The 26,391-nt window shown below is 60.3% G+C and carries 23 protein-coding genes and 1 pseudogene; 8 read left to right on the top strand and 16 right to left on the bottom strand.

What is annotated here, in order from left to right:
* From AC13RM_RS30130 to AC13RM_RS30095, 8 genes and pseudogenes are all read right to left on the bottom strand, one after another.
* Positions 1 to 255 (bottom strand): annotated as a pseudogene (locus AC13RM_RS30130) (transporter); the annotation flags it as partial.
* Between the two features lie 127 nt (positions 256 to 382).
* Positions 383 to 772, bottom strand: coding sequence for a Fe-S cluster assembly scaffold SufA (gene sufA, locus AC13RM_RS30125; RefSeq protein ID WP_374817083.1), 390 nt, complete (start codon positions 770 to 772; stop codon positions 383 to 385).
* 76 nt (positions 773 to 848) lie between these two features.
* Positions 849 to 1,229, bottom strand: a complete 381-nt coding sequence (locus AC13RM_RS30120; protein WP_015340010.1) for an SUF system Fe-S cluster assembly protein — start codon at positions 1,227 to 1,229, stop codon at positions 849 to 851.
* Positions 1,230 to 1,240: 11 nt separating this feature from the next.
* Positions 1,241 to 2,482: a cysteine desulfurase gene (locus AC13RM_RS30115; protein WP_015340011.1), complete on the bottom strand. Its 1,242-nt coding sequence runs from the start codon at positions 2,480 to 2,482 to the stop codon at positions 1,241 to 1,243.
* Between the two features lie 15 nt (positions 2,483 to 2,497).
* On the bottom strand, positions 2,498 to 3,772 hold the full coding sequence (gene sufD / locus AC13RM_RS30110; RefSeq protein ID WP_488556041.1) for a Fe-S cluster assembly protein SufD: 1,275 nt from the start codon (positions 3,770 to 3,772) through the stop codon (positions 2,498 to 2,500).
* 21 nt (positions 3,773 to 3,793) lie between these two features.
* Complete coding sequence (gene sufC, locus AC13RM_RS30105; RefSeq protein ID WP_092716448.1) at positions 3,794 to 4,549, bottom strand: Fe-S cluster assembly ATPase SufC; 756 nt, start codon at positions 4,547 to 4,549, stop codon at positions 3,794 to 3,796.
* 71 nt (positions 4,550 to 4,620) lie between these two features.
* Positions 4,621 to 6,090, bottom strand: coding sequence for a Fe-S cluster assembly protein SufB (gene sufB, locus AC13RM_RS30100; RefSeq protein ID WP_113229791.1), 1,470 nt, complete (start codon positions 6,088 to 6,090; stop codon positions 4,621 to 4,623).
* A gap of 146 nt (positions 6,091 to 6,236) precedes the next feature.
* Positions 6,237 to 7,403: a cysteine desulfurase family protein gene (locus tag AC13RM_RS30095; RefSeq protein ID WP_488556040.1), complete on the bottom strand. Its 1,167-nt coding sequence runs from the start codon at positions 7,401 to 7,403 to the stop codon at positions 6,237 to 6,239.
* A gap of 233 nt (positions 7,404 to 7,636) precedes the next feature.
* Here AC13RM_RS30095 and AC13RM_RS30090 point away from each other — a divergent pair, with 233 nt between their 5' ends.
* Positions 7,637 to 8,314 (top strand): alpha/beta hydrolase, encoded by a 678-nt coding sequence (locus AC13RM_RS30090; RefSeq protein ID WP_488556039.1) that lies wholly within the window; start codon positions 7,637 to 7,639, stop codon positions 8,312 to 8,314.
* A gap of 114 nt (positions 8,315 to 8,428) precedes the next feature.
* On the opposite strand, the gene AC13RM_RS30085 is transcribed toward AC13RM_RS30090, so the two are convergent.
* Positions 8,429 to 8,944: a GNAT family N-acetyltransferase gene (locus tag AC13RM_RS30085; RefSeq protein ID WP_488556038.1), complete on the bottom strand. Its 516-nt coding sequence runs from the start codon at positions 8,942 to 8,944 to the stop codon at positions 8,429 to 8,431.
* Positions 8,945 to 9,124: 180 nt separating this feature from the next.
* Positions 9,125 to 11,614 carry a caspase family protein gene (locus AC13RM_RS30080; protein ID WP_488556037.1) on the bottom strand — a complete coding sequence of 830 codons (2,490 nt, stop codon included), beginning with the start codon at positions 11,612 to 11,614 and terminating at the stop codon, positions 9,125 to 9,127.
* Between the two features lie 295 nt (positions 11,615 to 11,909).
* Between AC13RM_RS30080 and tyrS the strand changes: the two genes are divergently transcribed.
* Both tyrS and AC13RM_RS30070 read left to right on the top strand, forming a co-directional pair.
* Complete coding sequence (tyrS, locus tag AC13RM_RS30075; RefSeq protein WP_113229787.1) at positions 11,910 to 13,166, top strand: tyrosine--tRNA ligase; 1,257 nt, start codon at positions 11,910 to 11,912, stop codon at positions 13,164 to 13,166.
* Positions 13,167 to 13,339: 173 nt separating this feature from the next.
* The gene (locus AC13RM_RS30070) at positions 13,340 to 13,666 is read left to right on the top strand and encodes a hypothetical protein (protein ID WP_285173883.1); all 327 of its coding nucleotides are present in this window, start codon (positions 13,340 to 13,342) and stop codon (positions 13,664 to 13,666) included.
* A gap of 51 nt (positions 13,667 to 13,717) precedes the next feature.
* Here the strand turns inward: AC13RM_RS30070 and AC13RM_RS30065 are convergent, their stop codons facing one another.
* The gene (locus tag AC13RM_RS30065; protein ID WP_374817096.1) at positions 13,718 to 17,137 is read right to left on the bottom strand and encodes a YhdP family protein; all 3,420 of its coding nucleotides are present in this window, start codon (positions 17,135 to 17,137) and stop codon (positions 13,718 to 13,720) included.
* 128 nt (positions 17,138 to 17,265) lie between these two features.
* On the opposite strand from AC13RM_RS30065, the gene AC13RM_RS30060 reads away from it, so the two are divergent.
* From AC13RM_RS30060 to AC13RM_RS30040, 5 genes are all read left to right on the top strand, one after another.
* Positions 17,266 to 17,748, top strand: a complete 483-nt coding sequence (locus AC13RM_RS30060) for a peroxiredoxin (RefSeq protein WP_374817098.1) — start codon at positions 17,266 to 17,268, stop codon at positions 17,746 to 17,748.
* A gap of 4 nt (positions 17,749 to 17,752) precedes the next feature.
* A complete protein-coding gene (locus AC13RM_RS30055; RefSeq protein WP_285173888.1) occupies positions 17,753 to 18,583 on the top strand; it encodes a ferritin-like domain-containing protein in 831 nt (276 codons plus the stop codon).
* Between the two features lie 118 nt (positions 18,584 to 18,701).
* Positions 18,702 to 20,018, top strand: a complete 1,317-nt coding sequence (locus AC13RM_RS30050) for a peptidoglycan DD-metalloendopeptidase family protein (RefSeq protein WP_374817100.1) — start codon at positions 18,702 to 18,704, stop codon at positions 20,016 to 20,018.
* 197 nt (positions 20,019 to 20,215) lie between these two features.
* Positions 20,216 to 21,736, top strand: a complete 1,521-nt coding sequence (locus tag AC13RM_RS30045) for a DEAD/DEAH box helicase (protein ID WP_285173891.1) — start codon at positions 20,216 to 20,218, stop codon at positions 21,734 to 21,736.
* A 66-nt stretch (positions 21,737 to 21,802) separates the two neighbouring features.
* On the top strand, positions 21,803 to 22,225 hold the full coding sequence (locus AC13RM_RS30040) for an NUDIX domain-containing protein (RefSeq protein WP_285173892.1): 423 nt from the start codon (positions 21,803 to 21,805) through the stop codon (positions 22,223 to 22,225).
* Between the two features lie 3 nt (positions 22,226 to 22,228).
* Here the strand turns inward: AC13RM_RS30040 and AC13RM_RS30035 are convergent, their stop codons facing one another.
* From AC13RM_RS30035 to AC13RM_RS30015, 5 genes are all read right to left on the bottom strand, one after another.
* Entirely contained in the window at positions 22,229 to 22,549 is a 321-nt protein-coding gene (locus AC13RM_RS30035; RefSeq protein ID WP_285173893.1) for a TfoX/Sxy family protein, read from the bottom strand.
* Positions 22,550 to 22,552: 3 nt separating this feature from the next.
* Positions 22,553 to 24,187, bottom strand: coding sequence for an NTP transferase domain-containing protein (locus AC13RM_RS30030; RefSeq protein WP_440478688.1), 1,635 nt, complete (start codon positions 24,185 to 24,187; stop codon positions 22,553 to 22,555).
* Positions 24,184 to 24,891: an XdhC family protein gene (locus AC13RM_RS30025; RefSeq protein WP_488556036.1), complete on the bottom strand. Its 708-nt coding sequence runs from the start codon at positions 24,889 to 24,891 to the stop codon at positions 24,184 to 24,186. Before AC13RM_RS30025 ends, AC13RM_RS30030 begins: the two co-directional genes overlap by 4 nt.
* Positions 24,891 to 25,220, bottom strand: coding sequence for an XdhC family protein (locus AC13RM_RS30020; protein ID WP_015340028.1), 330 nt, complete (start codon positions 25,218 to 25,220; stop codon positions 24,891 to 24,893). Before AC13RM_RS30020 ends, AC13RM_RS30025 begins: the two co-directional genes overlap by 1 nt.
* Positions 25,221 to 25,227: 7 nt before the next feature.
* The coding region (locus tag AC13RM_RS30015) for a vWA domain-containing protein (protein ID WP_488556035.1) at positions 25,228 to 26,391 on the bottom strand (1,164 nt) is incomplete at its 5' end.

The following is a 26,391-nucleotide window of genomic DNA, read 5'->3' as shown; positions in this document are numbered from 1 at the left end:
CCAATTTTCCAGTTGCTTGACCAACAGCATGACAACGACGCCGATTGCGCCGCCAATCACTGTGGCCACAGGAGAGCCGCGATGCATGACATCAGGCAGAATTTCTCCGGCGGCAGCCGCAAACACGACGCCGGCGGCAAAATGCTGGATTGCACTGACAAGATTGGGGCCTGGCCGCGTATTCACGGCAACCGCGGCGCCCGCAATAGCGGCCGCAGCCGGGATCAATGTATAAACCCATGCCGATGCCGCCATAAAATTCCCCCGCCGCACGCACCAACGACTTTATCCAGTTTGGCCGGGAGCCAAAGAGGTCGCGGATAAATCGAGGCGTGCTGATCAAAGCACGAAACACATTGCGGTGAAATATGGAGAACCGGCTTTAAGCGGGTTGCGCTGCCTGTCGTTGCGCAGCAAGAGCGGCGAGATCGGCAGGCTTCAATTCAACGGATTCGCCGCAGCCACAGGCCGATGTCTGGTTCGGATTGGTGAAGATGAAGCCCGAGCGCAATGTCGTCGTCTCAAAGCCCATTTCTGTGCCGAGCAAATAGAGGACGGCCGATGGCTCGACCCAGACGCGAGCGCCATCGCGCTCGATCAGATCGTCCTTCGCATTCGGCTCGGTCACCAGGTCGATGGTATACTCCATCCCGGCGCAGCCGCCCTTCTTGATGCCGACGCGAACGCCCTTGGCATCGGGGCCGGAATTTTCGACGATCGCCTTAACGCGGGCTGCTGCCGCATCCGTCATGCTCATGATTGCGAAGCCCATGGGCTCATTCTCCTTCCGCAACCGGGGTCAAGATCCGGCGCTTCGAGTCTCAATGTAAAGCCGGCGGCCTAAAGCTTCAATACCAGCCGACGGCGACCTGCGCTTCTTCCGACATGCGATCCGGCGTCCACGGCGGATCGAAGGTCATGCTGACATCGACGCCGGAAACGCCTTCAACGGCGCCAACGGCATTTTCGACCCAGCCCGGCATCTCGCCGGCAACCGGGCAACCCGGTGCCGTCAAGGTCATAACGATCTTCACCATGCGGTCGTCTTCGATATCGATCTTGTAGACCAAGCCAAGTTCAAAGATATCGGCGGGAATTTCCGGATCGTAGACCGTTTTCAGCGCAGAGATGATGTCGTCGCTGAGGCGCGCCAGCTCATCTGCGGGGATGCTGGAATGCACGATCCCTTCGCGTACGTCGATCTTCTGTTCGCTTTCGTCGAGTGACATCGCTTGCCTCCTCAGGCAAAGAATTTCCGTGCATATTCCAGTGCATCGGCCAAGGCATCCACCTCGGCGCGCGTATTGTACATGCCGAACGATGCACGGCATGTGGAGGTGACGCCGAAGCGTTTCAAGAGCGGCTGGGCGCAATGCGTACCCGCGCGAACCGCCACACCCTGGCGGTCGATCACCATCGAGACGTCGTGGGAGTGTATTCCCGCCAGCTCGAAGGAGAAGATGCCACCCTTGCCGGGCGCCGTGCCGATGACGCGCAGCGAATTGATATCGCGCAACCGCTCCGCCGCATAGGCGGCAAGATCGGCCTCATGGCGCGCAATCGCCTCACGGCCGATACTGTCCATGTAATCAAGCGCATAGCCAAGACCGATCGCTTGAACGATCGGCGGCGTTCCCGCTTCGAAACGATGCGGCGGCTCGTTATAGGTCACGTTTTCCTCGGTGACGTCGAAGATCATCTCGCCGCCGCCCTGGAACGGCCGCATCTCGGCGAGCCGCTCCTTCTTGCCGTAGAGAACGCCGATGCCCGAGGGGCCGTAGAGCTTGTGGCCGGTCATGACGTACCAGTCGCAATCGATATCCTGCACGTCGACAGGCATATGCACAGCACCCTGCGAACCGTCGATCAAGACGGGAATGCCGCGCTCATGGGCGATGCGGCACACTTCCTTCACTGGAACGACAGTTCCAAGCGCATTCGACATATGCGTGATGGCGACGAGCTTCGTACGCTCCGTCAGGCTCTTTTCGAAATCCTCGATATGGAACGCGCCCTCGTCGTCGACTGGCACCCAGACGAGCTTCGCGCCCTGACGCTCGCGAATGAAATGCCACGGAACGATATTGGAGTGATGCTCCATGATGGAGACGACAATCTCGTCGCCCTCGCCAATCTTTGGCATACCCCAGCCGTAGGCGACCGTGTTGATGGCTTCCGTCGAGTTCTTGGTGAAGACGATGTCGTCGACCGACGGCGCATTCAGGAAGCGGCGCACCTTTTCGCGAGCCGCCTCATAGGCTTCCGTGGCGGCATTGGAGAGGAAATGCAGGCCACGATGCACATTCGCATATTCGTTGGAATAGGCATGCGAGATGGCATCGATGACGACCTGCGGCTTCTGCGCTGAGGCGCCATTGTCGAGATAGACGAGCGGCTTGCCATGCACCGTCTTCGCAAGGATCGGGAAATCCCGGCGAATGGCTTCGACATCATAGGCCGTTGCCGGCACGATCTTGTCCACGGGCTTTGCCTCCAATCAGGCGTGCTTTTCCAGCCAGGCCGAGATAACGCCTTCCAGCGCCTCGACCAGGGCTTCGTCTTCCAGTTCCTCGACGATCTCGGCCACAAAGGCGTTGACGAGCATGGCCCGCGCCTTTTTCTCCGGAATGCCGCGCGCCATCAGATAGTAGAGATGGTTGCCGTCGATATCCGCGACAGTGGCGCCATGGCCGCACTGTACGTCATCAGCGAAGATTTCAAGCTCCGGCTTCACCGAAAACTCGGCATCGTCGGACATCAGCAGCGTGTTGCAGGCCATCTTGGCGTCGGTCTTCTGCGCATCCGGTGCGACCCGGATCATGCCCTGGAAGACGCCGCGAGCGCCGTCGAACACGACATTACGGATAACTTCCGTGGAACCTGTGTTCGGAACATCATGACCAAGCACCATCGTCACGTCTGTATGCGTATCGCCGCCGAGCAGGTTGATCCCGCGCAGCGTCAGATCGGCGCCCTCGCCCGCTACCTTGATGTACAGCTCTTGGCGCACCAGCTTGCCGCCGGCGTTGATGACGAACAGCTTCAGCTTGGAATCTTCTCCGAGATCGATCCGGAGCTGGCCGAGATGGGTATCTTCGCTGCCCTGCTCCTGCAGGATAATCCAGGTGATTTCGGACCCTTTGCCGATCTTGACTTCGCTGACCGAGGAAACCAGCGCAGCTGCACCTTCGACCGCCTGATGACGCTCGATAAAGGTCGCCTTGACGTCGGCACCGAAAGTAACCGGCAGGCGGCTGTGGATCTGGCCGCCGGCATGGATGAACTGCACTTCGAGCGGCGCATCGAGTTCGGTGCCGTCAGGAAAATCGATGACATAGCCGTCACGCACGAAGCTCGCATTGATGCGCCCGATAGCGTCATCCTTGCCAAGCGCTTCGAGTCCGACGGCGGCCGTGCCGTTGATCAGGCTGTCGGCGTAGCGTGCAACGGTCAGATTCTTCACCGAAGCCTTATCACTTGCCTTGCCCTGCAGAACCGCGATGACAGGCGATCCTTCGACTGTCGCCGACAACGCTTCGACAAGGCCCTTGCCGATATCGCTCGGAACCAGGCGCAGCAGGTTCTTGAAATCGGTATAGTGCCAAGCCTCGACGCGGCGCGTCGGCAGGCCGGCGGTCTTCAGCTCGTCCAGCAGGCGATCGCGGACTGCAAAGACTTCGCCGTCACCGGGCAGATCGCCCATCTGGTCGTTATACGCCTCGATCAGCGCCGTCTCCGCGGCGGTGAGGCGGTTCGTCGTCTGAATGTTCATCGACTGTCCTTTCCGCCTCGATCAGGCTGCAGCACCGATGATATCGGCATAGCCATTGGCTTCGAGTTCATGCGCCAGCGTCTTGTCGCCGGACTTGATCACCTGGCCCTTGTAGAGGACGTGAACGGTGTCTGGAACGATGTAGTCGAGCAGGCGCTGATAGTGGGTGATGACGATGACGGCGCGGTCCGGAGAACGCAGCGCGTTGACGCCATCGGCAACGATCTTGAGCGCGTCGATGTCGAGGCCGGAATCGGTTTCGTCGAGCACGCAAAGCTGCGGCTCCAAGAGCGCCATCTGCAGGATTTCAGCGCGCTTCTTTTCACCGCCGGAAAAGCCGACGTTCAACGGACGCTTCAGCATGTCCATGTTGATCTGCAGCTTAGCGGCAGCGTCCTTGACGCGACGCAGGAAATCCGGCGTCGTCAGCTCGTCTTCGCCACGTGCCTTACGCTGCTCGTTCAGAGCAACCTTGAGGAACTGCATGGTGGCGACGCCGGGGATTTCCACGGGATACTGAAACGCCAGGAAGATGCCCTTGGCGGCGCGCTCAGCAGCATCGAGCTCCAGGATGCTCTCGCCGTTATAGAGGATATCACCCTCGGTGACTTCATAGTCCTCGCGGCCGGCGAGAATGTAGGAGAGCGTCGACTTGCCGGAGCCGTTCGGGCCCATGATAGCGGCGACTTCGCCTGCCTTCACAGTCAGGTTCAGGCCGCGAATGATCTCGGTGCCGTCTTCGGCGATACGGGCGTGCAGGTTCTTGATTTCAAGCATTTTAGTATCCTATCGCAGGAATGAAGGTGCGGCGCGCGCGGCGCGCCAAAGCTAATTCTGTTTCGAGTGCGTCAGCCGACGCTGCCTTCGAGCGAGATGCCGATCAGCTTCTGTGCTTCGACGGCAAATTCCATCGGCAGCTCCTGCAGCACTTCCTTGACGAAGCCGTTGACGATCAGCGCGATCGCCGCTTCGGTTGGGATGCCACGCTGCAGGCAATAGAACAGCTGATCCTCGGAGATCTTCGACGTCGTGGCTTCGTGCTCGAACTGAGCGGACGAGTTCTTCGCCTCGATATAAGGCACCGTATGCGCACCGCACTTGTCGCCGATGAGCAGTGAGTCGCACTGCGTGAAGTTACGTGCGTTCGACGCCTTGCGGTGAGCCGAAACCTGGCCGCGATAGGTGTTCTGCGAGACGCCGGCGGCGATGCCCTTCGAAACGATGCGGCTCGAGGTGTTCTTGCCGAGATGGATCATCTTGGTGCCGCTGTCGACTTGCTGATGGCCGTTCGAAACCGCGATCGAGTAGAACTCGCCGCGGCTGTCGTCGCCGCGCAGAATGCAGGACGGATATTTCCAGGTGATGGCAGAGCCGGTCTCGACCTGCGTCCAGGAGATCTTGGAGCGATGGCCGCGGCAATCGCCACGCTTGGTGACGAAGTTGTAGATGCCGCCCTTGCCGTTCTTGTCGCCCGGATACCAGTTCTGGACGGTCGAATACTTGATCTCGGCATCATCGAGCGCAACCAGTTCGACGACGGCGGCATGCAGCTGGTTTTCGTCGCGCTGCGGCGCCGTGCAGCCTTCGAGATAGGAGACGTAGGCTCCCTCTTCGGCGATGATCAGCGTGCGCTCGAACTGACCGGTGTTCTTCTCGTTGATGCGGAAGTAGGTCGACAGCTCCATCGGGCAACGGACACCCTTCGGCACGAAGACGAAGGAGCCATCGGTGAAGACGGCCGAATTCAGCGTCGCATAGAAATTATCCGAGGTCGGCACGACGGAGCCGAGATATTTGCGCACCAGTTCCGGATGCTCGCGGATGGCTTCCGAGATCGACATGAAGATCACGCCGGCCTTCTTCAGCTCTTCCTTGAAGGTGGTGACAACCGAGACGGAGTCGAATACCGCATCGACGGCGATCTTCGGCTTTTCGACGCCGGCAAGAATCTCCTGCTCGCGCAGCGGAATGCCGAGCTTCTCGTAGGTCTTCAGCAGCTCCGGGTCGACGTCGTCGAGCGACTTCGGGCCGGCGAACTTCTTCGGCGCAGCGTAATAGTGAATGTCGTTGAAGTCGATCTTCGGGTAGTCGACGCGCGCCCATGTGGGCTCTTCCAGCGTCAGCCAACGGCGATAGGCTTCAAGGCGCCATTCGAGCATCCAATCCGGCTCCTGCTTCTTGGCGGAGATGAAGCGGATGATGTCTTCGGAAAGACCCTTGGGAGCCTTTTCCACCTCGATCGTGGTCTCGAAACCATACTTATACTGGTCCACGTCGATCTGGCGAACCTGATCGACCGTTTCCTGGACTGCAGGCATTTCGTTCTCCAATCTCGCCGGATCCAAGGTCCGGCAGCTTGTCAACGTTGCGGCAGACTTATGTCTGCCCCCTATGTAGTCGGCCAAAAGGGACTTTTCACCCCGCTTGGCAAGCGGAAATTTCGGTTTCCGCAAAATTGTGGTCGTCAGGCCGCCGCACCCGCCAGCTTGCGCCTTGCCGCGATGCGGGAAAACGCAGCGACTGCGCGGTCGATATCCGCTTCGGTCGTGGTCGGCCCCAGCGAAATGCGCAGCGCCCCAAGCTTGGGATCGCAGCCCATCGCCACGAGCACATGGCTCTCTCCGACCTTACCGGAGGAGCAGGCAGATCCCGCAGAAATCGCCACGCCTTCCAGATCGAAGGCGATCTGGCCGGTTTCGGATTTCAGTCCCGGCAGCGTGAAGAAGCTGGTGTTCGGAACACGCGGGCCATCCTTTCCATGAATGATGACATCCGGCGCTGCAAGCTCCATGCCCGCCTCCAGCCGGCTGCGCAACGAGGCGATCGCAGCATTGCGAACCTCGAAATCTGCGGCAGCGGCCTCGGCAGCAGCACCAAAGCCGATGATGGCAAGCGTGTTTTCCGTTCCCGAGCGATGGCCCTTTTCCTGGCCGCCGCCATGAATCAGCGGCTTCGGCATCAGCACCTCGCCGCGCGAGACGAGCGCGCCGGCACCCTTGGGACCGCCGATCTTGTGGGATGAGACGATCAGAAAATCCGCGCCGATCGCATTGATATCGATCGGAACGCGACCAGCCGCCTGAACGGCATCTACCACGAAGAGGCCGCCCGCGGCCTGCACAAGCTTGGCCGCTTCGCCGACAGGCTGGACAATTCCGGTCTCGTTGTTGGCGAGCATGATGGCAACCATCGGCAAGCCGCTCGCCTTGTCGTGGGCAGCGAGCATGGCCTCCAGTACAGCAAGATCGACCGTACCGTCCGGCCTCACCGGTATTTCGCTGACATTATCCCTGACAAATCGGCCGCCTTCGCGCACGGCCGGATGCTCGATGGCCGATATATAAAGGTGGCTGACGACAAGCGGCGTGCGCCCCATGCGGAATTCCGGCGTCAGCACCATATTCGCCGCCTCGGTGGCACCGCTTGTAAAAACCACATGGGCAGGTTCGGCGCCCGTAAGAGCCGCAACCTGCCGGCGTGCGGCCTCGACAGCTGCGCGCGCTGCCCTACCTTCACCGTGAACGGAATTGGGGTTGCCTTGAATATCCATAGCACGCAGCATGGCTTCACGGGCCGCCGGATGGAGCGGTGCGGTAGCATTCCAGTCGAGATAGAGGCGTGTTGCCGCCATAATCTTCTTCCTGCGCGACTTTGCTTTGCTGCGGCCGGCTCATTTTCCTTGAAATTTCAGCCGGGCATGCCTTATGACACGTTCCACAAACCGTTGCACAGACAACGCGCGGACCACCGCATCAAGTTTCGAATTGTTCTAAACTGCGTTCTAGAAAAGATGAGCGCATTCGTCAAGTCAACTTGCTGCGTGCCGTAGGGTTTGAACGCAGAAAAAGAAGAGCCGGAGTATCGATGCCCGAAGTAATTTTCAACGGCCCCGCGGGTCGCCTTGAAGGCCGCTATCAGCCCTCCAAGGAAAAGAGCGCCCCGATCGCGATTATCCTTCATCCCCATCCGCAGTTCGGCGGCACGATGAACAATCAGGTGGTCTACCAGCTCTTCTATATGTTCCAGAAGCGCGGCTTCACCACGCTCCGCTTTAATTTCCGCGGCATCGGCCGCAGCCAGGGCGAGTTCGACCACGGCGCCGGCGAGCTTTCCGATGCAGCATCGGCACTCGACTGGGTGCAGAGCCTTCATCCTGATTCGAAGAGCTGTTGGGTTGCCGGCTATTCCTTCGGCGCCTGGATCGGCATGCAGCTCCTGATGCGTCGCCCCGAGATCGAAGGCTTCATGTCGATCGCGCCGCAGCCGAATATCTACGATTTCTCCTTTCTCGCACCCTGCCCCTCGTCCGGCCTGATCATCAACGGCGATGCCGACAAGGTTGCTCCGGAAAAGGACGTCAACGGCCTCGTCGAGAAGCTGAAGACGCAGAAGGGTATCCTGATCATGCACAAGGTCGTGCCGGGAGCCAACCACTTCTTCAACGGCCAGGTCGAAACGCTGCTCGGCGAATGCGAGGATTATCTCGACCGTCGCCTGAACGGCGAACTGGTGCCGGAACCGGCCGCCAAGCGCATTCGCTAGGAGGCAGCGCCCCTCAGAGCGTTTCCGCCGTTCTTTGAAACACGGAAACGCTCAATCCTGCTGTTTTACGCATTCCGGTCGAAAATCCACTGCGCATTTTTGCCGGAACTGCTCCTAGCGTGACATCCTGAAACAAAGGCCTGCAGTGCCACTGACAACGATCGGCGCTTCGTACTGCATGCCGATTTTTTGTAGAACCCGCTGCGAAGTAATGTTTTCCGGATGCGTGAAGGCGATAAACCGGTCAGCAAAGCCGCGGCGGAAAAACCACTGCGCGAGGGCGCCGGCTATCTCCGTGGCGTAGCCGTTGCCCCAGGCATCCTGCCGAAGCGAATAACCGAGTTCGAACTCACCCCGTCCGCGCTCCTGGAAGCGCGAAAAGCCGGCGCGGCCGATAAAGCGTCCGTCCTCTCGTCGCAGCATCTTATATTTGGTCACGCCATCTCGCGCATGTTCATCGAACCAGCTTTTCAGCCGCTCCTCGGCCTTCTCCAGCGTCCAAGGAGCCGCGCCCGAGAGATAGCGCGTGGTCTCGATCGTCGAATGCAATTGCCGAATCGCTTCGGCATCACCCTTGTCCCACATCGTCAGAACGAGGCGTGGGGTTTCGAGTATGATGGTTTGACTCATCTGCCTTGCCTGTATTCGTGATGGATCTGCTTCCTGCCGTAACGTGTATGGCGACCCCGATTGACAACCGGCCGGTCAGTGCTAACCGCTCGGCCTGATTTCAACAAGTCGATCAAGCGACAATATCGCGTGCGAAGGCCCGCCGAAGCGGGCCTTCAGATTATCACTTGATATCGTCCGTCAGTGACATGCCGGCAGGCCGGGAGCGCCGCATTTCTTCTTTTCCGGAGGCTTCTGCGGCGGAGGCGGAGGTGGTCTCTTCACCTGCTGCTGCACGACCTTCGGCTGCGGTTGCGGTTGCGGCCTGGGCTGAGCCTGTGGCTTTGGTGCCTGCGCCACCACATGCGGCGCGGGTTTGGGTTGCGCAGGAGCCGGATTGGCTTGCCGGGGCGGCGCAGCAGCAACATGCGGCTGATTGTTGACCCGAGGCGGATTGTTGGGGATCGCCTTGGGCTTCGCCAGAGTTCTGGCGGCGACAGCCGGCGCTACCGGGGCATGCACATTGGGCTTCGGTGCAGCGGCAACCGGATTCGGTTTGCCGCCCGGCATTGCTTGCGGTGCCGGTGTCTTGGCAATCTGGTTTTGCCCCTTCACGGCAGGCGCATTACCAACGGCCGGCAGCGGTTGTCCCTTGGCACCGGGAAGTGCATGTGTATTGGCGTTCGGCGTAGCCTGAGGCTGTTGAGCCTGTTTCGTCTGCGCCGCGCCAGGATTGACCGGCAGCTTGCCCGTGGCTGGCAAAGGCTGACCGTTCGCGCCGGGAAGCGCGTGCGCATTGGCATTCGTGCCTTGATGGGCAGGTTGAGTGGCAACAGCCGGATTATGCACCGCATTCGGCGCAGCTTGCGGCGGTTGCCCCTGCTTCGTCTGAGCCGTCCCCTGATTGACGGGCGGCTTGCCACCAGCCGGCAGCGGCTGACCATTGGCGCCAGGAAGCACGTGGGCAGCGGCATTTCCGCCTTGCGGCTGCGCCGACGGCGCCGCCGCCGGAGCAACTCCAGGCACCGTCTTGACGGCCGCGGCGGGATTCTGCCTTTGTATGACAGCGGCCTTCTTCTGCACCGATGGCGGCAGGGCAACATGCAGTGCCGCGGCACCCGCGCCGGCAAGGACAGCGGCTCCGGCGATCTTCTGCCCTGTCGTCAATCCCGGAGTTGCCGGTGCAGCTCCATTTTCGTTGGTCGTGGTAGTGGTATTGTTGTTGATGACCGTCGTGTTGTTCACGACCGTATTGTGGATGTTGTTGAAGATGACGTTGTTTTCCGGCGGCGCGACATCACGCGGCGGCTCCACCCAATCAGGGACCGGAACGTAGGTCGGCGCCGGCAACACGTAGAGATCGACCGCGGGCTGCGGCGGCGGCAGCACGACGAAATCCGGCGGCGGCGGTGCCAGGAAGACGACGGGCGGCGGCGGGGCATAACCGAAATCGGCATCATCGAAATAAAGCACGGGACGGTCGACATAGACCACTTCCGGCGGTGGCGGCGGCGGCACATCATACTCGATCACGGTGAAGGACGGCGGCGGCTCGAGGGCTGCCTCGAAATGTTCGAGACGGCGGCGGGCATCCCAGACGTGGGGACCACGCGGATAACGACTGAGATAGGACCAATAGGCCTCGGGCGTATCAGCAATCCAGGTCTCGCGCCAGGTGATAGCCTCGCGGCGGGCGGCGACAATGGCGCGGACACGCCTGACCATGGAATCGTTCGGATAGGCAGCGAGGAAATCCTCATAGCCCTGCAGCGTGTCGCGATCGAGCGCGGCGAAATAGGCATCACGCTCGTCGAAATCGCGAATGGGCTTCGTCCGGTTTGCCACATCCTCGGTGCTCGGCACAGCAGCAGCCGGCGCATTCGGACCGCGATCGAAGAAAGTGAAGGCGTTCTTGAATTTGGAGGCATCCCAGGAAATCTCGGCGCCCTTGGTCAAGTCGCCGACCCGCAACCGTGTGCGATCGAAGACGTCATCAAGCGAAAGGCCGCCAACACGGATCATCTCAGCCAGCGCATGCGCGTAGGAACCATAGGGACCGGCCTCCTGCGGTGCGACTGTGCCGGGCGCGGCATTGAACGCGATCAACTGATTGGCATCGGGATCGACCAGCGCCAGACCGCCGGCCAGCGGCTGACTGGACTGCACGAAGGGATTGGCCCTCGCCGCATCCAGCACGACAATGCTGCCGCGATTGTTGATGGCGGACAGCGACTTCGTGAAGTCGCTCACGCGGACCGCCTGGACAGGGACATCCGTGGCGTTGGCGATCTGTGCATCGACAGGCACGAAATAATTGTCGCCCTGATATTGCACACCGTAGCCCGCCAGATAGACGAAGACGACGGTGTTAGGGCCTGACGCGTTGGCTTTCGTCAGAAAGTCGCGCATCGCATCGCGCAACCCGTTCTGGTCGAGGTCGCGCGCGCCGATCACATCGAAGCCCGCGGCCTGCAGCGTTTGCGCGATCAGGCCGGCATCGTTGGCCGGCGTCGGAAGCGCGCCCACTGTGTAGGCGGCATTACCGACGACAAGCGCTATTCTCTTTTCAGGGGAACCCTGAGCTTCGGCCGGATTCGCAGCAGCAATACCGGCCAAAACCAACATCATGGCAAAAAATGCCCAGATCGTCTTTTTGGATGACAATCCCATCTTCGAAAGCAGAGGCGACATACCGGTTTCTTTCGCGAAACATGAGGTGCGTACGGGGATCAACAGGAAATCACTAGGATTTGATTCGGGCGAATGCGCGGCTTATTCCCGGCGGCTTCGCGGCGATGTTACGGTCTATTGACGTTCAGAAGCATCCGTTTACAAACGCGCCGCCCTGCGACGCGTGTCGAAACTTGATCTCGCCCCCACCAAAATGGTGACGCGCCGGTAAATCGGTGATAAACGCGCCCCGCGACATCAAACAATAGCGACTTCACCGCATCCTCCAAGGTTGCGGCCTCGAGAGACCAAGATCATGGCTGAGTTCAAATCCGATTTCCTGCGCACCCTGCAAGAGCGCGGCTTCATTCATCAGATTTCCGATGAAGCCGGCCTCGACGATCTTTTCGCCAAGGAAACCGTGACTGCCTATATCGGCTTCGATCCAACGGCATCGAGCCTGCATGCAGGCTCACTGATCCAGATCATGATGCTGCACTGGATGCAGGCGACCGGCCATCGGCCAATTTCCCTGATGGGTGGCGGCACCGGCATGGTCGGCGACCCATCCTTCAAGGAAGAGTCCCGCCAGCTCATGACGATCGACACGATCGAGAACAATATTGCTTCGATCAAGCGCTGCTTCTCGAACTACCTCACCTATGGCGAGGGTCCGAAGGACGCGTTGATGATCAACAACGCCGAATGGCTGCGCTCACTGAATTATCTCGAATTCCTGCGCGATGTCGGCCGGCATTTTTCCGTCAACCGCATGATGTCCTTCGACAGCGTGAAGACGAGACTTGACCGCGAACAGTCGCTGTCGTTCCTCGAATTCAACTACATGATCCTGCAGGCCTACGACTTCGTCGAACTGGCCAAGCGTTACGATTGCCGCCTGCAGATGGGCGGCTCGGATCAGTGGGGCAATATCGTCAACGGCATCGATCTCGGTCACCGTATGGGGACAAAGCAACTCTTCGCCTTGACGTCGCCGTTGCTGACAACAGCCTCCGGCGCCAAAATGGGCAAGTCTGCCACCGGCGCGGTCTGGCTGAATGCCGACCTGCTCTCGGCCTATGACTTCTGGCAGTACTGGCGCAACACCGAGGACGCCGACGTTTCGCGCTTCTTGAAGCTCTACACGACGCTGCCGATGGATGAGATCGCTCGCCTCTCCGCGCTTGCCGGTTCGGAGATCAACGAAGTCAAGAAGATCCTTGCGACCGAAGTCACCGCAATCCTTCACGGCCGCGCGGCAGCCGAGCAGGCTGCCGAAACCGCGCGCAAGACCTTCGAGGAAGGCGGTCTTTCGGAAAATCTGCCGTCGATCGATGTTCCCGCATCCGAACTCGAAGCTGGCATCGGCCTGCTGGCCCTGATCGTGCGCGCCGGCCTTGCCGGTTCGAACGGCGAAGCTCGCCGCCACGTCCAGGGCGGCGCAGTGCGCATCAACGACCAGCCCATCAGCGACGAACGCAAGATCATCGGCAGCGGCGAAGTCACCGCCGATGGCGTCATCAAGCTCTCGCTCGGCAAGAAGAAGCACATCCTGATCCGCCCGGCCGCTTGAGCGTCCGGATAGGAAGAGACGAAGAGAGCCGGCGCCCTCGCGCCGGCTTTATCATTTGGGCCAGCGCGGATGCATAGTATTATCAACGCTGGCCGGATGATTTTTTCATTCCCATGTCGGATTGCGGCCTGCCCATTCGTCCTCAGCTCAGACCATGTGCATGGAGGTGACTTATGGATGAATTGCCGGTGATCAAAACGAGGCGTAAAGGCCGAAACCTTACGCAAAGCATGCTGATTCCAAGCGAAGGCATGATCATCCGCGCACTCTGGGCGGCACCGCCGGGGCTATTGTCTGACATTGCGGACTTGAGACAGGCACTTGCCAGGCAGTATGGCGCGGATGCCTGCTGCCCTGTCACCGTTCAGCGACATCTGGTTCAGATCAGCCAGAGCGGCACGGCTCCATTCTGGCGCATCGTGGACCCTGATCGACCATTCGCCAAGCGCATGAGCGGTGGGCCGGAGCGCATACGCGAGCGACTGGCGGAAGAAAGATAGTCCACCTATCTCTCCACTATCGAAAGGCGGCAGCCTCGGCTTCGCGCCGCTTCAATACTCAAATATCTGCCTGAAAACGCCCGGCGCGATGATCGAGAGAGGATTGATCTGCAGGTTCGATTTCTCGATCGTACCGGTCAGCCTGAAGGTAATGCCGATCAAGCCGCGATCGCTGCCATTGCCCAGGATGAAGCCGACGATCGGAACTTCCGCGAACAGCCGGTTCAGGCCGTAGGCGGGCATGAAGGTTCCCGTCATGTCCATCTTACCGTTGGCATCCTTCAGCACGCCCTGGAAGGTTGCCCCGACCTGCACGCCCCGGACGACGCCGTTTTCGACGGAGAGCACCCCATCGCGCATCACCAGCCGCGCAAAGCCGCGCTCGAAATTCTGCGAACGCGTATCGATATTCTGCTTCACAGCCGAATTCAGGCTTTTGCCGTTCTTTCCGCTCGGCGTCGATACGATGGTCGAGAGTTTCTTGTCATCGATGATGGAGAAGTTGCGGATGTCGAGCGAGCCGTCCCAGTCATCCTGCCCGATCGAGCGCAGCGACAGATTGAGCAGCCCACCTTGCAAATGTTTGTAGAGGTCGGTGAAGCGCGCAACCGCACCGGCGTCGCCGCTTGTGATACGGATGACGCCATTGGCGCCTTTGCTCATCTGGGTGACGAGCGCTTCGCCGCTACGGGTTATGCCGGAAAAATCGGCAGCTGTCGTCTTGCCGCCGGAGATCGAATAGACGCCTTTGACATTGCCGATGGTCTCATCGTTGAAGCCGATGACCTTGTCGAGATTGGCGCGAACGGTTGCGCTCGCCGAAGCGTCTCCGTCCGAACTCTGCTGGCCGCCCGATGTGGACGCCTTCAGGCGCGCAAGGATCGGACGTATGTCGGCGGAATTGCCCGATATCGCGACGTCGTAGCCGCCACTCTTGCCCCGCTTCAGCGAAAGCGCGAAATCATCGAGCGCCGAGAGCTTCACGCTGTCGAAGCTTGCCGAGGTGAGACTCCCCTTGCTAATCAGAAGATCGCCGCTGGCGCCGAACCCATCCCCCTTGAGCATGAAATTCTTGAGCGTCGTCTGGCTGTCCGGACCGGATGCCTCGAACTGCGCAGTCGCCGCAATGCCGCTGCCCTTCGACCAGCCGACCCACGGCACGGTCAGAGCCGCTTTGCCGAGATCGACCTTGACGCCCTGGCGATCATCGTCGATGCGAGTCAACTCCACTTTGACAGGCCCGTCAACTATGTCCCGAAGTCCGGGCAGAACGGTGTTGCGCTGCGCATCGGTCAGCGTCGCCGTGATCACGCGGGCGCGCTTGACGGTCGATTTGCTGTCGGTCGGTTCCACCATATCGATCTGGGCCGGAATACTGTCGATCTGGGCCTGAGCTTGCAGATGCACGGATTGCGGATCGGCCGAAATCACACCGGTCAGATTGTCGATCTTGCGATTGTTCATCGGCTTCAAGAGATCGACATTGTCGAGATTGAGCTTTGCCTGCCAGTCCGGCGGAGGCGGCTGCTGATCCTTGATAAGCCCTATCCTGGCATCGACCTTGGCGACGATCTTGCCGTTGAAATCCTCCGGCTTGAATTCGGTCCGCTGCAGGACCTCAAGAGGCTTATAGGTCAGAAGTTCGCCGATCGCATCGCCGGAGCCTGAAATCGTCAAATCAAGATCGGCCATCAGCGGCTTGTCGTAAGTCGCCGGGATCGAGAAGCTGCTGTCACTCAGCGTGATCGTACGGCCTGTCGGAAAATAGGACGTGGCCGTGGCGATATTGACGACCATATTCGGACCGGTCAGATCGAAATGCGCCTTGGTATCGCGCAACGGCGGGATTTCGCCTGGAATATTCATCCGCGCGCCGTCGATATCGAAGGCAATATGCAGCTCGTTTTTGCCAAGCTGCAGCTTGCCGGTCTGTGCCGCCTCTCGCAGCCGGCCAGCCGGAATGAAGACCGATATGGCGGCATTGGTTACCGAGCCACCGAAAAGATTGCTCTCGACCCAGATCCTGGGTTTCGAAGCCATCCAGAAAGGCCACAGTTGTTTGACAACAGCCGTATCCAGCTTGTCCGCACGGCCACCGAAACTGATCTCCGGCGAACTATCACCGAGCTTCATATGCAGGGAGCCGAAAAGCGCGCCCTGCGGCGTCGATATGCCAAGATTGTCGAACTGAAATTCCTTGGTCGCAGAAAAGAACCGCCCCGTGGCGCGACCGTCGAAGCTGATGGGCTTCTCCCCCGAGAGAGATGAAGCGGCGACGCCGTCCTTAATCACGAAATCTATGCCGAAACCCTTGCCTGCATTGGCATCGACACGATCGAGATCGATGATCGCACCGGAAAAAGGTGCGATCGTCCGGAGAAACTGCGCTTTCGAAGGCGCAATCTCCAGGGTCTGGTGATCAAAGTTATACGCGAGGTTGATATCGGCCTGCGTCAACTCCTGCGCATCATGGTCCATATAGAGGACGCCGGGTTGGACATTGATGGTGGCGCTCAACTTCGGATCGACGCCTGCGTCGCCCCTGACGGCCGAAAGCGTGACGTCTCCGAAGGTCGTCAGACCCTGCCGTGGCGTCCCGTTCGGGTCATAGGTCATCGTGAGGGGCTTGAGATCGAGATTGGATATCCTGGCCGCCAGCGACGAGCTATGACCGGCCTCATTTTGATCCGCCCTCACATCCAGGAGCGCCACGGACCCATTGAGCGCGACCTGGCCATAGAGATGCAGAGAATCCGGCGCCGCCCGCTCGAATGTAAGGCTGTCGACGACGAGGGAGATCGGCTCACCCTCCTGTCGTGCCAGCTTCATCGAGAAGCCGGAAATGCGCACGGAATTCGTGCCGCCTCGCTGGACGAAATGTTCGAGGAAATCGAGATTGTCAAAGGCTGCGTTCAGAGCCTTGGGCAAAGCATCGACGCGCAAGGCGGTCAAATCCACCGGGTCGCCTTGCGGCAGCAGCGAGGTGTCGAGCGCGATTCCCTCCGCCGCAACGCTTGCCACTTCCACTCTACCCTCGATGAGGGCCAGCGGGTCCAGTTCCATGTTGACGGCTGACATCGTCGACAGATGCTTGCCGCTCTCCTGATCGACGACATTGACGTCGCGTGCCTCCAGCGCAAGGCGCAGATCGGAGGTAAAGCGGATCACGGTCGCGCCGACCTCTGCCTTGTAGCGCGGGCCGATGGCCTGATCGAGGGCCGCTTGCGCTTTTTGGGATAGCGGCGCATCGAAGATTCCGCCTTCGATGGTCGCGATGACGGCGCCGAGAATAATGGCGAGAAAGGCGAAGAAAATCAGTGTCATGCGGCAGACATGCCAAACATGCGAGCGCTTGCGGCGAGCGCGCTCCGGCACATGCACGATCAACGGATCTTCGACCTGAGCGGACGGCAGATGGTCGAGCGACACGAGATCCTTTTTGCGGAATGTTACCTTTTCGCCTCGGATCACTCCTGCGCGTGCCTTTCGCTTATACAATTTTGTTGGTGACGCTGCGTCCCATTGGACGGCACACGCGAGCAGTATATATGCCTTCCCTCAAGTGTCATCTAAAAAACCGGCAAAAGAAAGGTTTTCCCGTGGCGGAAGTTTTTCCGATTCAACTGAACACCGGCGACAAGGCACCGGATTTCGATCTCCCGCGCGATGGCGGCGAGCGCGTTCGCCTTGCCGATTTTGCCGGCAAGCCGCTGGTGATCTATTTCTACCCGAAGGACGATACGACCGCCTGCACGACAGAATCGATTACCTTCACGGCACTGTCAGCCGATTTCGCAAAGCTCGGCGTCGCCCTCCTCGGCGTCTCGCCTGACACGGTGAAAAGCCACGACAAATTCGTCAAAAAGCATGTGCTTTCCGTGCCGCTCGCCTCCGACGAGGAAAAGACCATGGCAATGGCCTATGGCGTCTGGCGCGAAAAGAGCATGTATGGCCGCACCTATATGGGTGTGGTGCGTTCGACTTTCCTGATCGATGCCGATGGGCGCATCGCTGCAATATGGGATAAGGTCAAGGTCGCTGGACACGCCGAAGCCGTTCTGGCGGCAGCCAGGGAGCTCTGAGGGCATGCCCGGCAGTCCCGAAACCATCACGTCGCTGCGCGGCGGCGCCATTGCCGCGATCCGTTCGGCCGATCTCGATCTGAAGACCGAGCTCGCCCAGGAATCGGCGACACGTTGGTTTGCCCGCACCCTGTCGTTGCGCTCGCCGCTTGACCCGCCGCTCGCCGATCGGCCTGGTCGTCCGGAAAAGCCGGAACTGGTGCCGCCGAAAAACATGGAGAAGCGCTCGCTGCATACGCTGAAAGGCCGCATCGCGCTCTTGCATGCTATTGCCCATATCGAGCTGAATGCCGTCGATCTTGCATTGGACATCGTGGCCCGTTTTGCAACGGGTCCGGTCCCCAATTCCTTCTTCGATGGCTGGATGCAGGTTGCCTTCGAGGAAGCCAAGCATTTTCGCATGGTGCGGGCGCGCCTGCGCGAACTAGGCGCAGACTATGGCGATTTGCCCGCGCATGATGGCCTCTGGCAGGCGGCCCATGCGACTCGCACCGATCTGACCGCGCGCCTGGCCGTCGTGCCGCTGATTCTTGAAGCCAGGGGGCTCGACGTGACGCCGGCCCTTCAGGCGAAGATGCGCGAAACCGGCGATCTCGAAAGCGCCGCCGTCCTAGATGTCATCTACAATGACGAGAAAGGCCATGTTGCCGTCGGTGCGAAATGGTTTCGCTTCCTCTGCGCTCGGGAGAAGCGCGATCCGGCTCGAACCTTCCAGGAACTGGTCCGCGCCAACTTCCGCGGTTCGTTGAAGGCCCCCTTCAATGACATCGCGCGGGCGGAAGCCGGGCTGACGCCGTCCTTCTATCGCTCCCTGACATCTACAAGCAATGCCTGATATACTACTAGCAACAAGCGGCTTTTCCGGCATTTAATACTGCAATAGAAAGCATTCGTTAACCATAATGTCGTGTACTTCCATCGGGTGCCAACGGGCACCGATTGGGAGAGTCTCGGTGACAGCAAAGCCTCAGAACCGGGTTTTCGGCAAGCAACAACGGCATCACACCATCATCCTCGCCAGCGGCGATACGGTGCGCCATATGACCGTGCGCCCATGGATGGCCGCGGTCGCCGTCTGCATGGTCGGGGTCTTTTCGATCGGCTATCTTCTTGCGACCTCCTACCTAGTCCTGCGTGACGATCTCATCGGCGCGACGATGGCCCGCCAGGCGCGCATGCAATATGACTATGAAGATCGCATCGCCGCGCTGCGTGCCCAAGTCGACCGCGTCACCTCGCGCCAACTCCTGGATCAGCAGGTCGTGGAGGAGAAGGTCGACAAGCTGATCGAACAGCAGCAGCAACTTTCCTCACGCAACGGCAAGCTCAGCACTCTTCTCGACCGGGCAGAGAATTCCGGCCTGACCGACAAGAGCGTGCATCCAGATGCCAACGCTGCCGTGCCAAAGAATGAACATGCCCAACTGACCTCACCAAAGGCAATCGAAAAGCTTCTCCTGAGCGGCAAGCCGGCTGACGCCACACCCGACAACTCCACGCTCGCCTATGTCCCTGCCCCCGAAACCGTCGCCGACCGTGCCGATCGGGTCTTCTCCAAGGTGACGCTGTCGCTGAAGCACATTGAGCAGGATCAATTGTCCCGCATCCGCAATCTCACCGCTGGTGCGTCAGAAACCGCCAACGAGATCCAATCGATTATGCAGAACGTCGGGATCAGGGTTCCGAACGAGGTCGCCAATGCTGCTCGTGAAGACACGGATGGCGGCGTTGGGGGGCCTTATGTGCCGCCTGAGAATGTCGATCAGTTCGAACAGTCCATGGCGGAGCTCGATACCGCTTTGACGCATCTGGAGACGGTGCGGGGTGCCGCCGAAAGCCTGCCATTCCGCAATCCGGCGCCGGGCAAGCTCATTACCAGCCCTTTCGGTAACCGCAAGGATCCCTTCTTTGGCACGCTGGCCCTCCACACCGGCACGGATTTTCATTTCAGCCCCGGTGAGAGGATCAAGGCCACCGCCCCCGGCAAAGTGGTTTCGGCGGGCTGGACTGGCGGGTACGGCAACATGGTGGAGATCGACCACGGCGACGGCATCTCCACCCGCTATGGACATATGGAACAGGTGCTCGTCAAAGTTGGCGACAAGGTCGGCGCCGGCGATGCGATCGGTCTTGCCGGGAGCACCGGGCGCTCGACAGGAACACATCTGCATTATGAAGTGCGCGAGAACGGACATGCCATAGACCCGATGTATTTCATCGGTGCCGGCACGAAACTCGCAAGTTACATCAGCGGATTGGGCGCAATTTAGCTGCGGGAATTGTGACAAACGCGCAACAAAGATGGCACTAATCCGAAAATTGCGTTATGAATGAACTTCAGGCCTGTTGAAGCGCCTGCTTTCCTTGACTTCCCGGATATTTGGTTCTATGTCGCGCTGCATTGCGGCACGCTCCTGTGTGTCGACTCATGGTGTTCGACTGAACCAAGACGGAATTAGTTTTCCCTTTGACAACATTTGCTGACCTTGGCCTGAGCCAAAAAGTCCTTTCCGCGGTGACTGACGCGGGCTACACGACACCGACTCCGATCCAGGCCGGTGCAATCCCCTTTGCGCTTCAGCGCCGCGACATCTGCGGCATTGCCCAGACCGGAACCGGTAAGACGGCCTCCTTCGTGCTGCCGATGCTGACGCTGCTCGAAAAGGGCCGCGCACGCGCTCGCATGCCGCGGACGCTTATTCTGGAGCCCACGCGCGAACTCGCAGCGCAGGTCGCCGAGAACTTCGAGAAGTACGGCAAGAACCATCGCCTGAACATCGCCCTTCTGATCGGCGGCGTTTCCTTCGAAGAGCAGGATCGCAAGCTGGAACGTGGCGCCGATGTGCTGATCTGCACGCCCGGCCGCCTGCTGGACCATTTCGAACGCGGCAAGCTGCTGATGAGCGCCGTCGAGATTTTCGTGATCGACGAAGCCGACCGTATGCTCGACATGGGCTTCATCCCGGATATCGAGCGCATCGCCAAGCTCATCCCCTTCACGCGCCAGACCCTGTTCTTCTCGGCAACGATGCCGCCGGAAATCCAGAAGCTGGCCGACCGCTTCCTGCAAAACCCGGAACGCGTTGAAGTCGCCAAGCCGGCATCGACCGCCAAGACCGTGACGCAGCGCTTCGTCGCTTCGCATGGCAAGGATTACGAGAAGCGCGCCACGCTGCGTGATCTCATCCGCGCCCAGACGGATCTGAAGAACGCAATCATCTTCTGCAATCGCAAGAAGGATGTGGCCGATCTCTTCCGCTCGCTCGAACGCCATGGCTTTTCTGTCGGTGCGTTGCATGGCGACATGGATCAGCGTTCGCGCACGACGATGTTGCAGAACTTCCGTGACGGACAGATCCAGCTTCTCGTCGCCTCCGACGTCGCAGCTCGGGGTCTCGATCTTCCCGATGTCGGTCACGTCTTCAATTTCGATGTTCCGATCCATTCGGAAGACTATGTCCATCGTATCGGCCGCACCGGTCGCGCCGGTCGCTCCGGCGCTGCATTCACTATCGTGACGAAGCGTGACACGAAGCATGTCGACGCGATCGAGAAGCTGATCGGCGAAGATGTCCAATGGCTGAACGGCGATCTTTCGGCTCTGCCGCCCGCTGATGAGAGTGGTGACGACAACCGTTCGTCCCGCCGTCGCGATCAGAAGGGCAAGGGCCGCGATCGGGATCGCAGCCGCGGAGGCCGCAACGCCTCGAGTCATAAATCTGATATCGACGTCGAGGATAATGACGTCATAGCGATCGAAGCAGCACCAGCAAAGGCCGAAAGCGTGAAGAACGAGCGCAAGTCTGAGAACAACAATAACAGATCCCATAACGGTTCTCGCAACAGCCACCGGCCCTTCCCTGCTGCCAATGACGATCACCGTGAGCGCCGCAACCGCTATCGCGATCAGGACGACGGCCCGACGCCGGTTGGCTTCGGCGACGATATCCCGGCTTTCATGCTCATTGTGGCAAACGCCAAGGCCTGACAATCTCCATCTGCCGCCGATCCGAACCACTGCGCCGGACGTCGCGGCAAATCTCGGAATCCCGGCATGGGCAAGCCCGGCATCGATTTCCCAGGATTAGGAACCGGTCTCGCAATCTTGCGGGACGGCAAGCTCTTGCTTTATCGGCGCCTGAAGGCACCGGAAGCCGGATGCTGGAGCATCGTCGGCGGCAAGGTCGATCATATGGAGGCATCCGCTAGGGCCGCCGTCCGCGAAGCCGAAGAGGAAAGCGGCCTCTCCATCGGCGAGATCGATTATCTTTGCACCGAAGAAGTTATCAACGAGACCGACAATCAGCACTGGATCTCGCTGATCTATATCTGCAGGGACTTTTCCGGCGAACCCCGGCTGATGGAACCGGACAAGCTCTCCGATTTCGGCTGGTTCGGCCGCGGCGAGTTGCCGGCTCAGCTTTCAGAATTCGCCAAGGCGACGATCGCCCATTTGAGCGAAGCGGATTTCCGCTGACGCCTATTTATCCGAGCGAAGCGCGGCCTCATAGGCAAGCCGCACCCAGCGCGCCATTTCATCGGGATCGTCGAACGCATCGTCGGGTATCGACCAATAGGGCATGTTGACGGCCTTGCCTTTCTTGCCCTCGTAAGCCCAGCGCCGAGCACCTGCCGCTTCGAATTCAGAAGCACTGGTATCGTCAGCCTTCAGAAGGATTTCGTCGCCCACTTCCAGCGCCAGGATTCGACCCATATGGTAGATTCCCTTGCCGCCGAACATCCGTTTGATGGTGATCGGTCCGAGTGACTGAAACATCTCCTCGATATCGATATTGTCCATTCGCTACCCCTTCAAAATCCCACCGGCCGCGACAACGGCTTCGGGCGTATCGACATCGAGATGTGCCGCCTCGCCGATCTCGACATCAACGACCGGAAGCCCCGACGTCTCGATGATATGCCGGGCGCCCACATCGCCCTCCAGCCGCATTACCGCGTTCAACACGGAGCGCGGCAGGATGACGGGATTGCCACGCTTACCGCCCGATACCGCCCGCACGATCGCCTGGCCGTTCGCCTCACGAAAGGCTGATATCAAGGCTTTCAGATCCTTGCTCGTAACACCGGGCATGTCGGCGAGCATGACAAGGACGCCATCGGCCTTTTGAGCGACCCGCGTGCCGACACCGGCGACCAGCGAACTGGCCATGCCCGAGGCATAATCCGGATTGAATACCGCTTCGACGGCAAGACCATTGAGTGCGGTTTCGATCTCATCGCGCCGGTGCCCTGTGACGGCAACGATATCCGATACGCCGCTTGCGATGGCGATAGATGCCGAACGGCGAACGAGCGGCACGCTATCGAATTCCGCCAAAAGCTTGTGCGAGCCACCTTCGCCCATGCGGCTTGCCTTTCCCGCAGCCAGCAGGACGATGGCAACCGATATCGCCGACGGCGGCTTGTTGACGATGTCACGCGGCCGCGGGCGCGATTGAATTTCCATGAGCAGCCCTCCGACGCCCATGCCGCTGATATCCTGCGGCGCCGGTCGTTCGCCGGCTAATATACGATCCAACACCCAGTCGAAGCCATTCTCCTTCGGGCTGCGCGCGCATCCCGGCGCCCCGACGACATAAACGTCGCCCACCCTGCCCAGCACCAGTAGATTGCCCGGATCGACAGGCATGCCGACCTGAATGACCTCGCCGCCGGCAAGCCGGATCGCCTCCGGAATGACGTCGCCGGCATCGATAACAGCCGACGCGCCGAAAACGATTACCAGCTTCGCGAGCCGATCCTGGGCCGCGGTAGCCCGACGGATCGCATCGGCAACCGCGTCTGCCTTATGGGCGACACGCTCTTCCCGCTGCAGCACACTGCTTGAAGGCTGCAGCCGCTGCGACAGGATGCGTGCAGTCTTGTCCATGACCGAGGCCTTCAGCGATGGCAGCTCCGTGGCGACAAGCGAAACGGCATGCGGCATGAAGGGCTTGACCTCGAAAACCGGCATCCGCCGGAGAATTTCAACACCAGCAGCGATTTTGGCTCCGGAAACGGCAAGCGGAATGATCTTGAAGGTCGCCACCATGTCGCCGGCTCGCACAGGTACATGGTCTGCAAGACAGGCAAGGGTGATCGCCGGGTCGAGACTGTTGATCCGGTCGACCGCCATGCGATCTGCAACGAACAGACCGTCAACAGCGCTGTAAACATTCACCCGCCCTGTCGCCGCTTCAGAGAACGTCAGATGATCGGGCGCGACAGCTCGGGCCAATTGCTCGGCTGCCTCATCTTCCATGAGATCGCCCGGTTCGATGCGCGCAGCGATAACGCGGTCAATTCCGGCAGCGGTGAGTTGCTCTATATCTTCGCCGCCAAGCCGATGCCCCTTGGAAAAACTGCCATCGGCCAGCCGGAGGGAATGCGCGAGAACCGCGCCCTCCGCCTCCGCCGTCAAGAACTCACCGAAGATCATGGCGCAACGCCCTTTGGCGACGAGACATCGCGCCCACGAAGCGAGCCGATGATCTCCGCCAGGATGGCAACCGCAATCTCGGCCGGGCTGGCAGCGCCGATGGGAAGCCCGATCGGCGCATGGATGCGTGCAAGCTCGGCTTCGCTCAAGCCTTCCCGCCTCAAGCGCTCCAGGCGGCCGGCATGCGTCTTGCGGCTGCCAAGGGCACCGACATAAAAACAGCCCGTCTTCAGCGCCTGAATAATCGGCTCGTCATCGATCTTGGGATCATGGGTCACGGCGACCAGCGCCATATAGCTGTCAAGCGGACGCTCTTTCAGCACATCCACGGGCCAGTCGGCGATCAGGTCTATGCCTTCGAAGCGTTCCGGGGTGGCAAAGGCGGTGCGCGGATCGATGATCGTCAGGTCGAAGCCCGCAAGCGCCGCCATGCGCGCTAGAATCTGACTGATATGGACAGCGCCGATGATGACGATGCGCGGCGGCGGCAGATGCACGTTGAAGAACAGGCTCTGTCCGTCTACGTCGAGCGCTGCGGACTTGCCCGAACGGAATGCCGCTGAAGCGGTATCAGCGAGCGCGCCTTCCAGCGCATCACCTTCGACGATAAGCCGATCCGGCCCTCCGGAGAGATCGGTGACGAGGATAGCCGCCTGCCGCTTGCGCCGCATCTCGTTCAGCCGCACCAGTATCTGCCGGTCCATCAGCCGAGCCTTTCGACATAGACGCGGATGCGGCCGCCGCAGGACAAGCCGACCCGCCAAGCCGTTTCATCGGCGACACCGAATTCCAGCATGCGCGACTTGCCCGTTTCGATGACATCGAGCGCCTCGGTGATGACGGCACCTTCAACGCAGCCGCCGGAAACCGACCCATGGAAATTGCCTTCGCCGTCGATCACGAGATGGCTGCCTGACGGGCGTGGCGCCGAACCCCACGTATCGACAACGGTCGCCATGGCCACGTTGCGGCCTGCCGACACCCATTCCTCCGCGATCACGAGCGGATCCAGACTTTCGGATATATCTGACATCGGAGCCTCATTGCTTGCCGAGAAACCGCCTGGGATCATAAGTGTCCGAGCGGCCGGCGGTGAGAGCCGATACGAGATCGGCCAGAGATAATAGATTGTGAACGGGACGGAATTCGTCAACATGCGGGAGCATCGCTTTTACACCGCGGGCGCGCGCCTCGAAACCCTCGAACCGCAAGAGCGGATTGAGCCAGATCAGCCGCCGGCAGGAGCGATGCAGGCGATCCATCTCAGCGCTGAGCAGTTCCACGCCCTCGCGCTCGAGCCCATCGGTGATCAAAAGCACGATTGCGCCCTGCCCCAGTACCCGGCGCGCCCATAGCCTGTTGAACTCCTTCAGCGTCTCGCCGATCCGCGTTCCGCCCGACCAGTCGCGCACCGCAGCCGCGCATTCGTCCAGCGCCTGATCGGGATCCTTGTGGCGCATTGCCCGCGTCACGTTGGTCAGGCGCGTTCCGAACAGAAACGTATGAACACGCCGCCGCCGTTCGGTCAGCACGTGCAGGAAATGCAGGAAGATACGCGTGTACTGGCTCATCGAGCCTGAGATATCGGCCAGCACGACAAGCGGCGGCTGAATCTCCTTCGGCCGTCGAAAGCGTGGCAGGATCAACGCTCCGCCCGTCCGCAGAGCCGAGCGCATCGTCGCCCGCGGATCGACCTTGGCCGCGGTGCGTGACGGTGCGAAACGGCGTGTGCGCACGCGGTCCAGCGGCAGTTGCAGCTTCGCCAGCTCCTTCTTGGCGACGGCAATTTCCGCCGCGGACATCTGGGCGAAATCCAGATGGCGCAGAACCTCGCTGCCGGAGCTGGTAAATCGCGAATCTATTTCGATATCGGGCGCCTCGCGTTGCGGACGCCGTTCATCGCGGTCATTGAGCAAGGCATCGCTTGCACGGCTCTCGCCCGGTTTCGGCTTTTCCTTCTGCCGGTCGTCGGGCGCAACCGGCGACATCATTGCGATCATCTTTGCAACGAGATCGCGCGAGCGCCAGAACAGCCGGAACGCCTCGTCGAAGACGGCAAGATCCTCATGCCGCTTGACGAAGATAGAACAGAGGGCAGCGTGAAATTCCTCGCGGGAACCGATGCCGATCGCTTCGACCGCCTCGATGGCATCGGCAATCGCCCCAGGTCCGATCTTAAGCCCGGCCTTGCGCAACACTCGGCC

This window comes from Martinezella sp. CNPSo 3732 (genome assembly GCF_057784515.1).
This window is presented reverse-complemented; position numbering and strand designations above follow the sequence as displayed.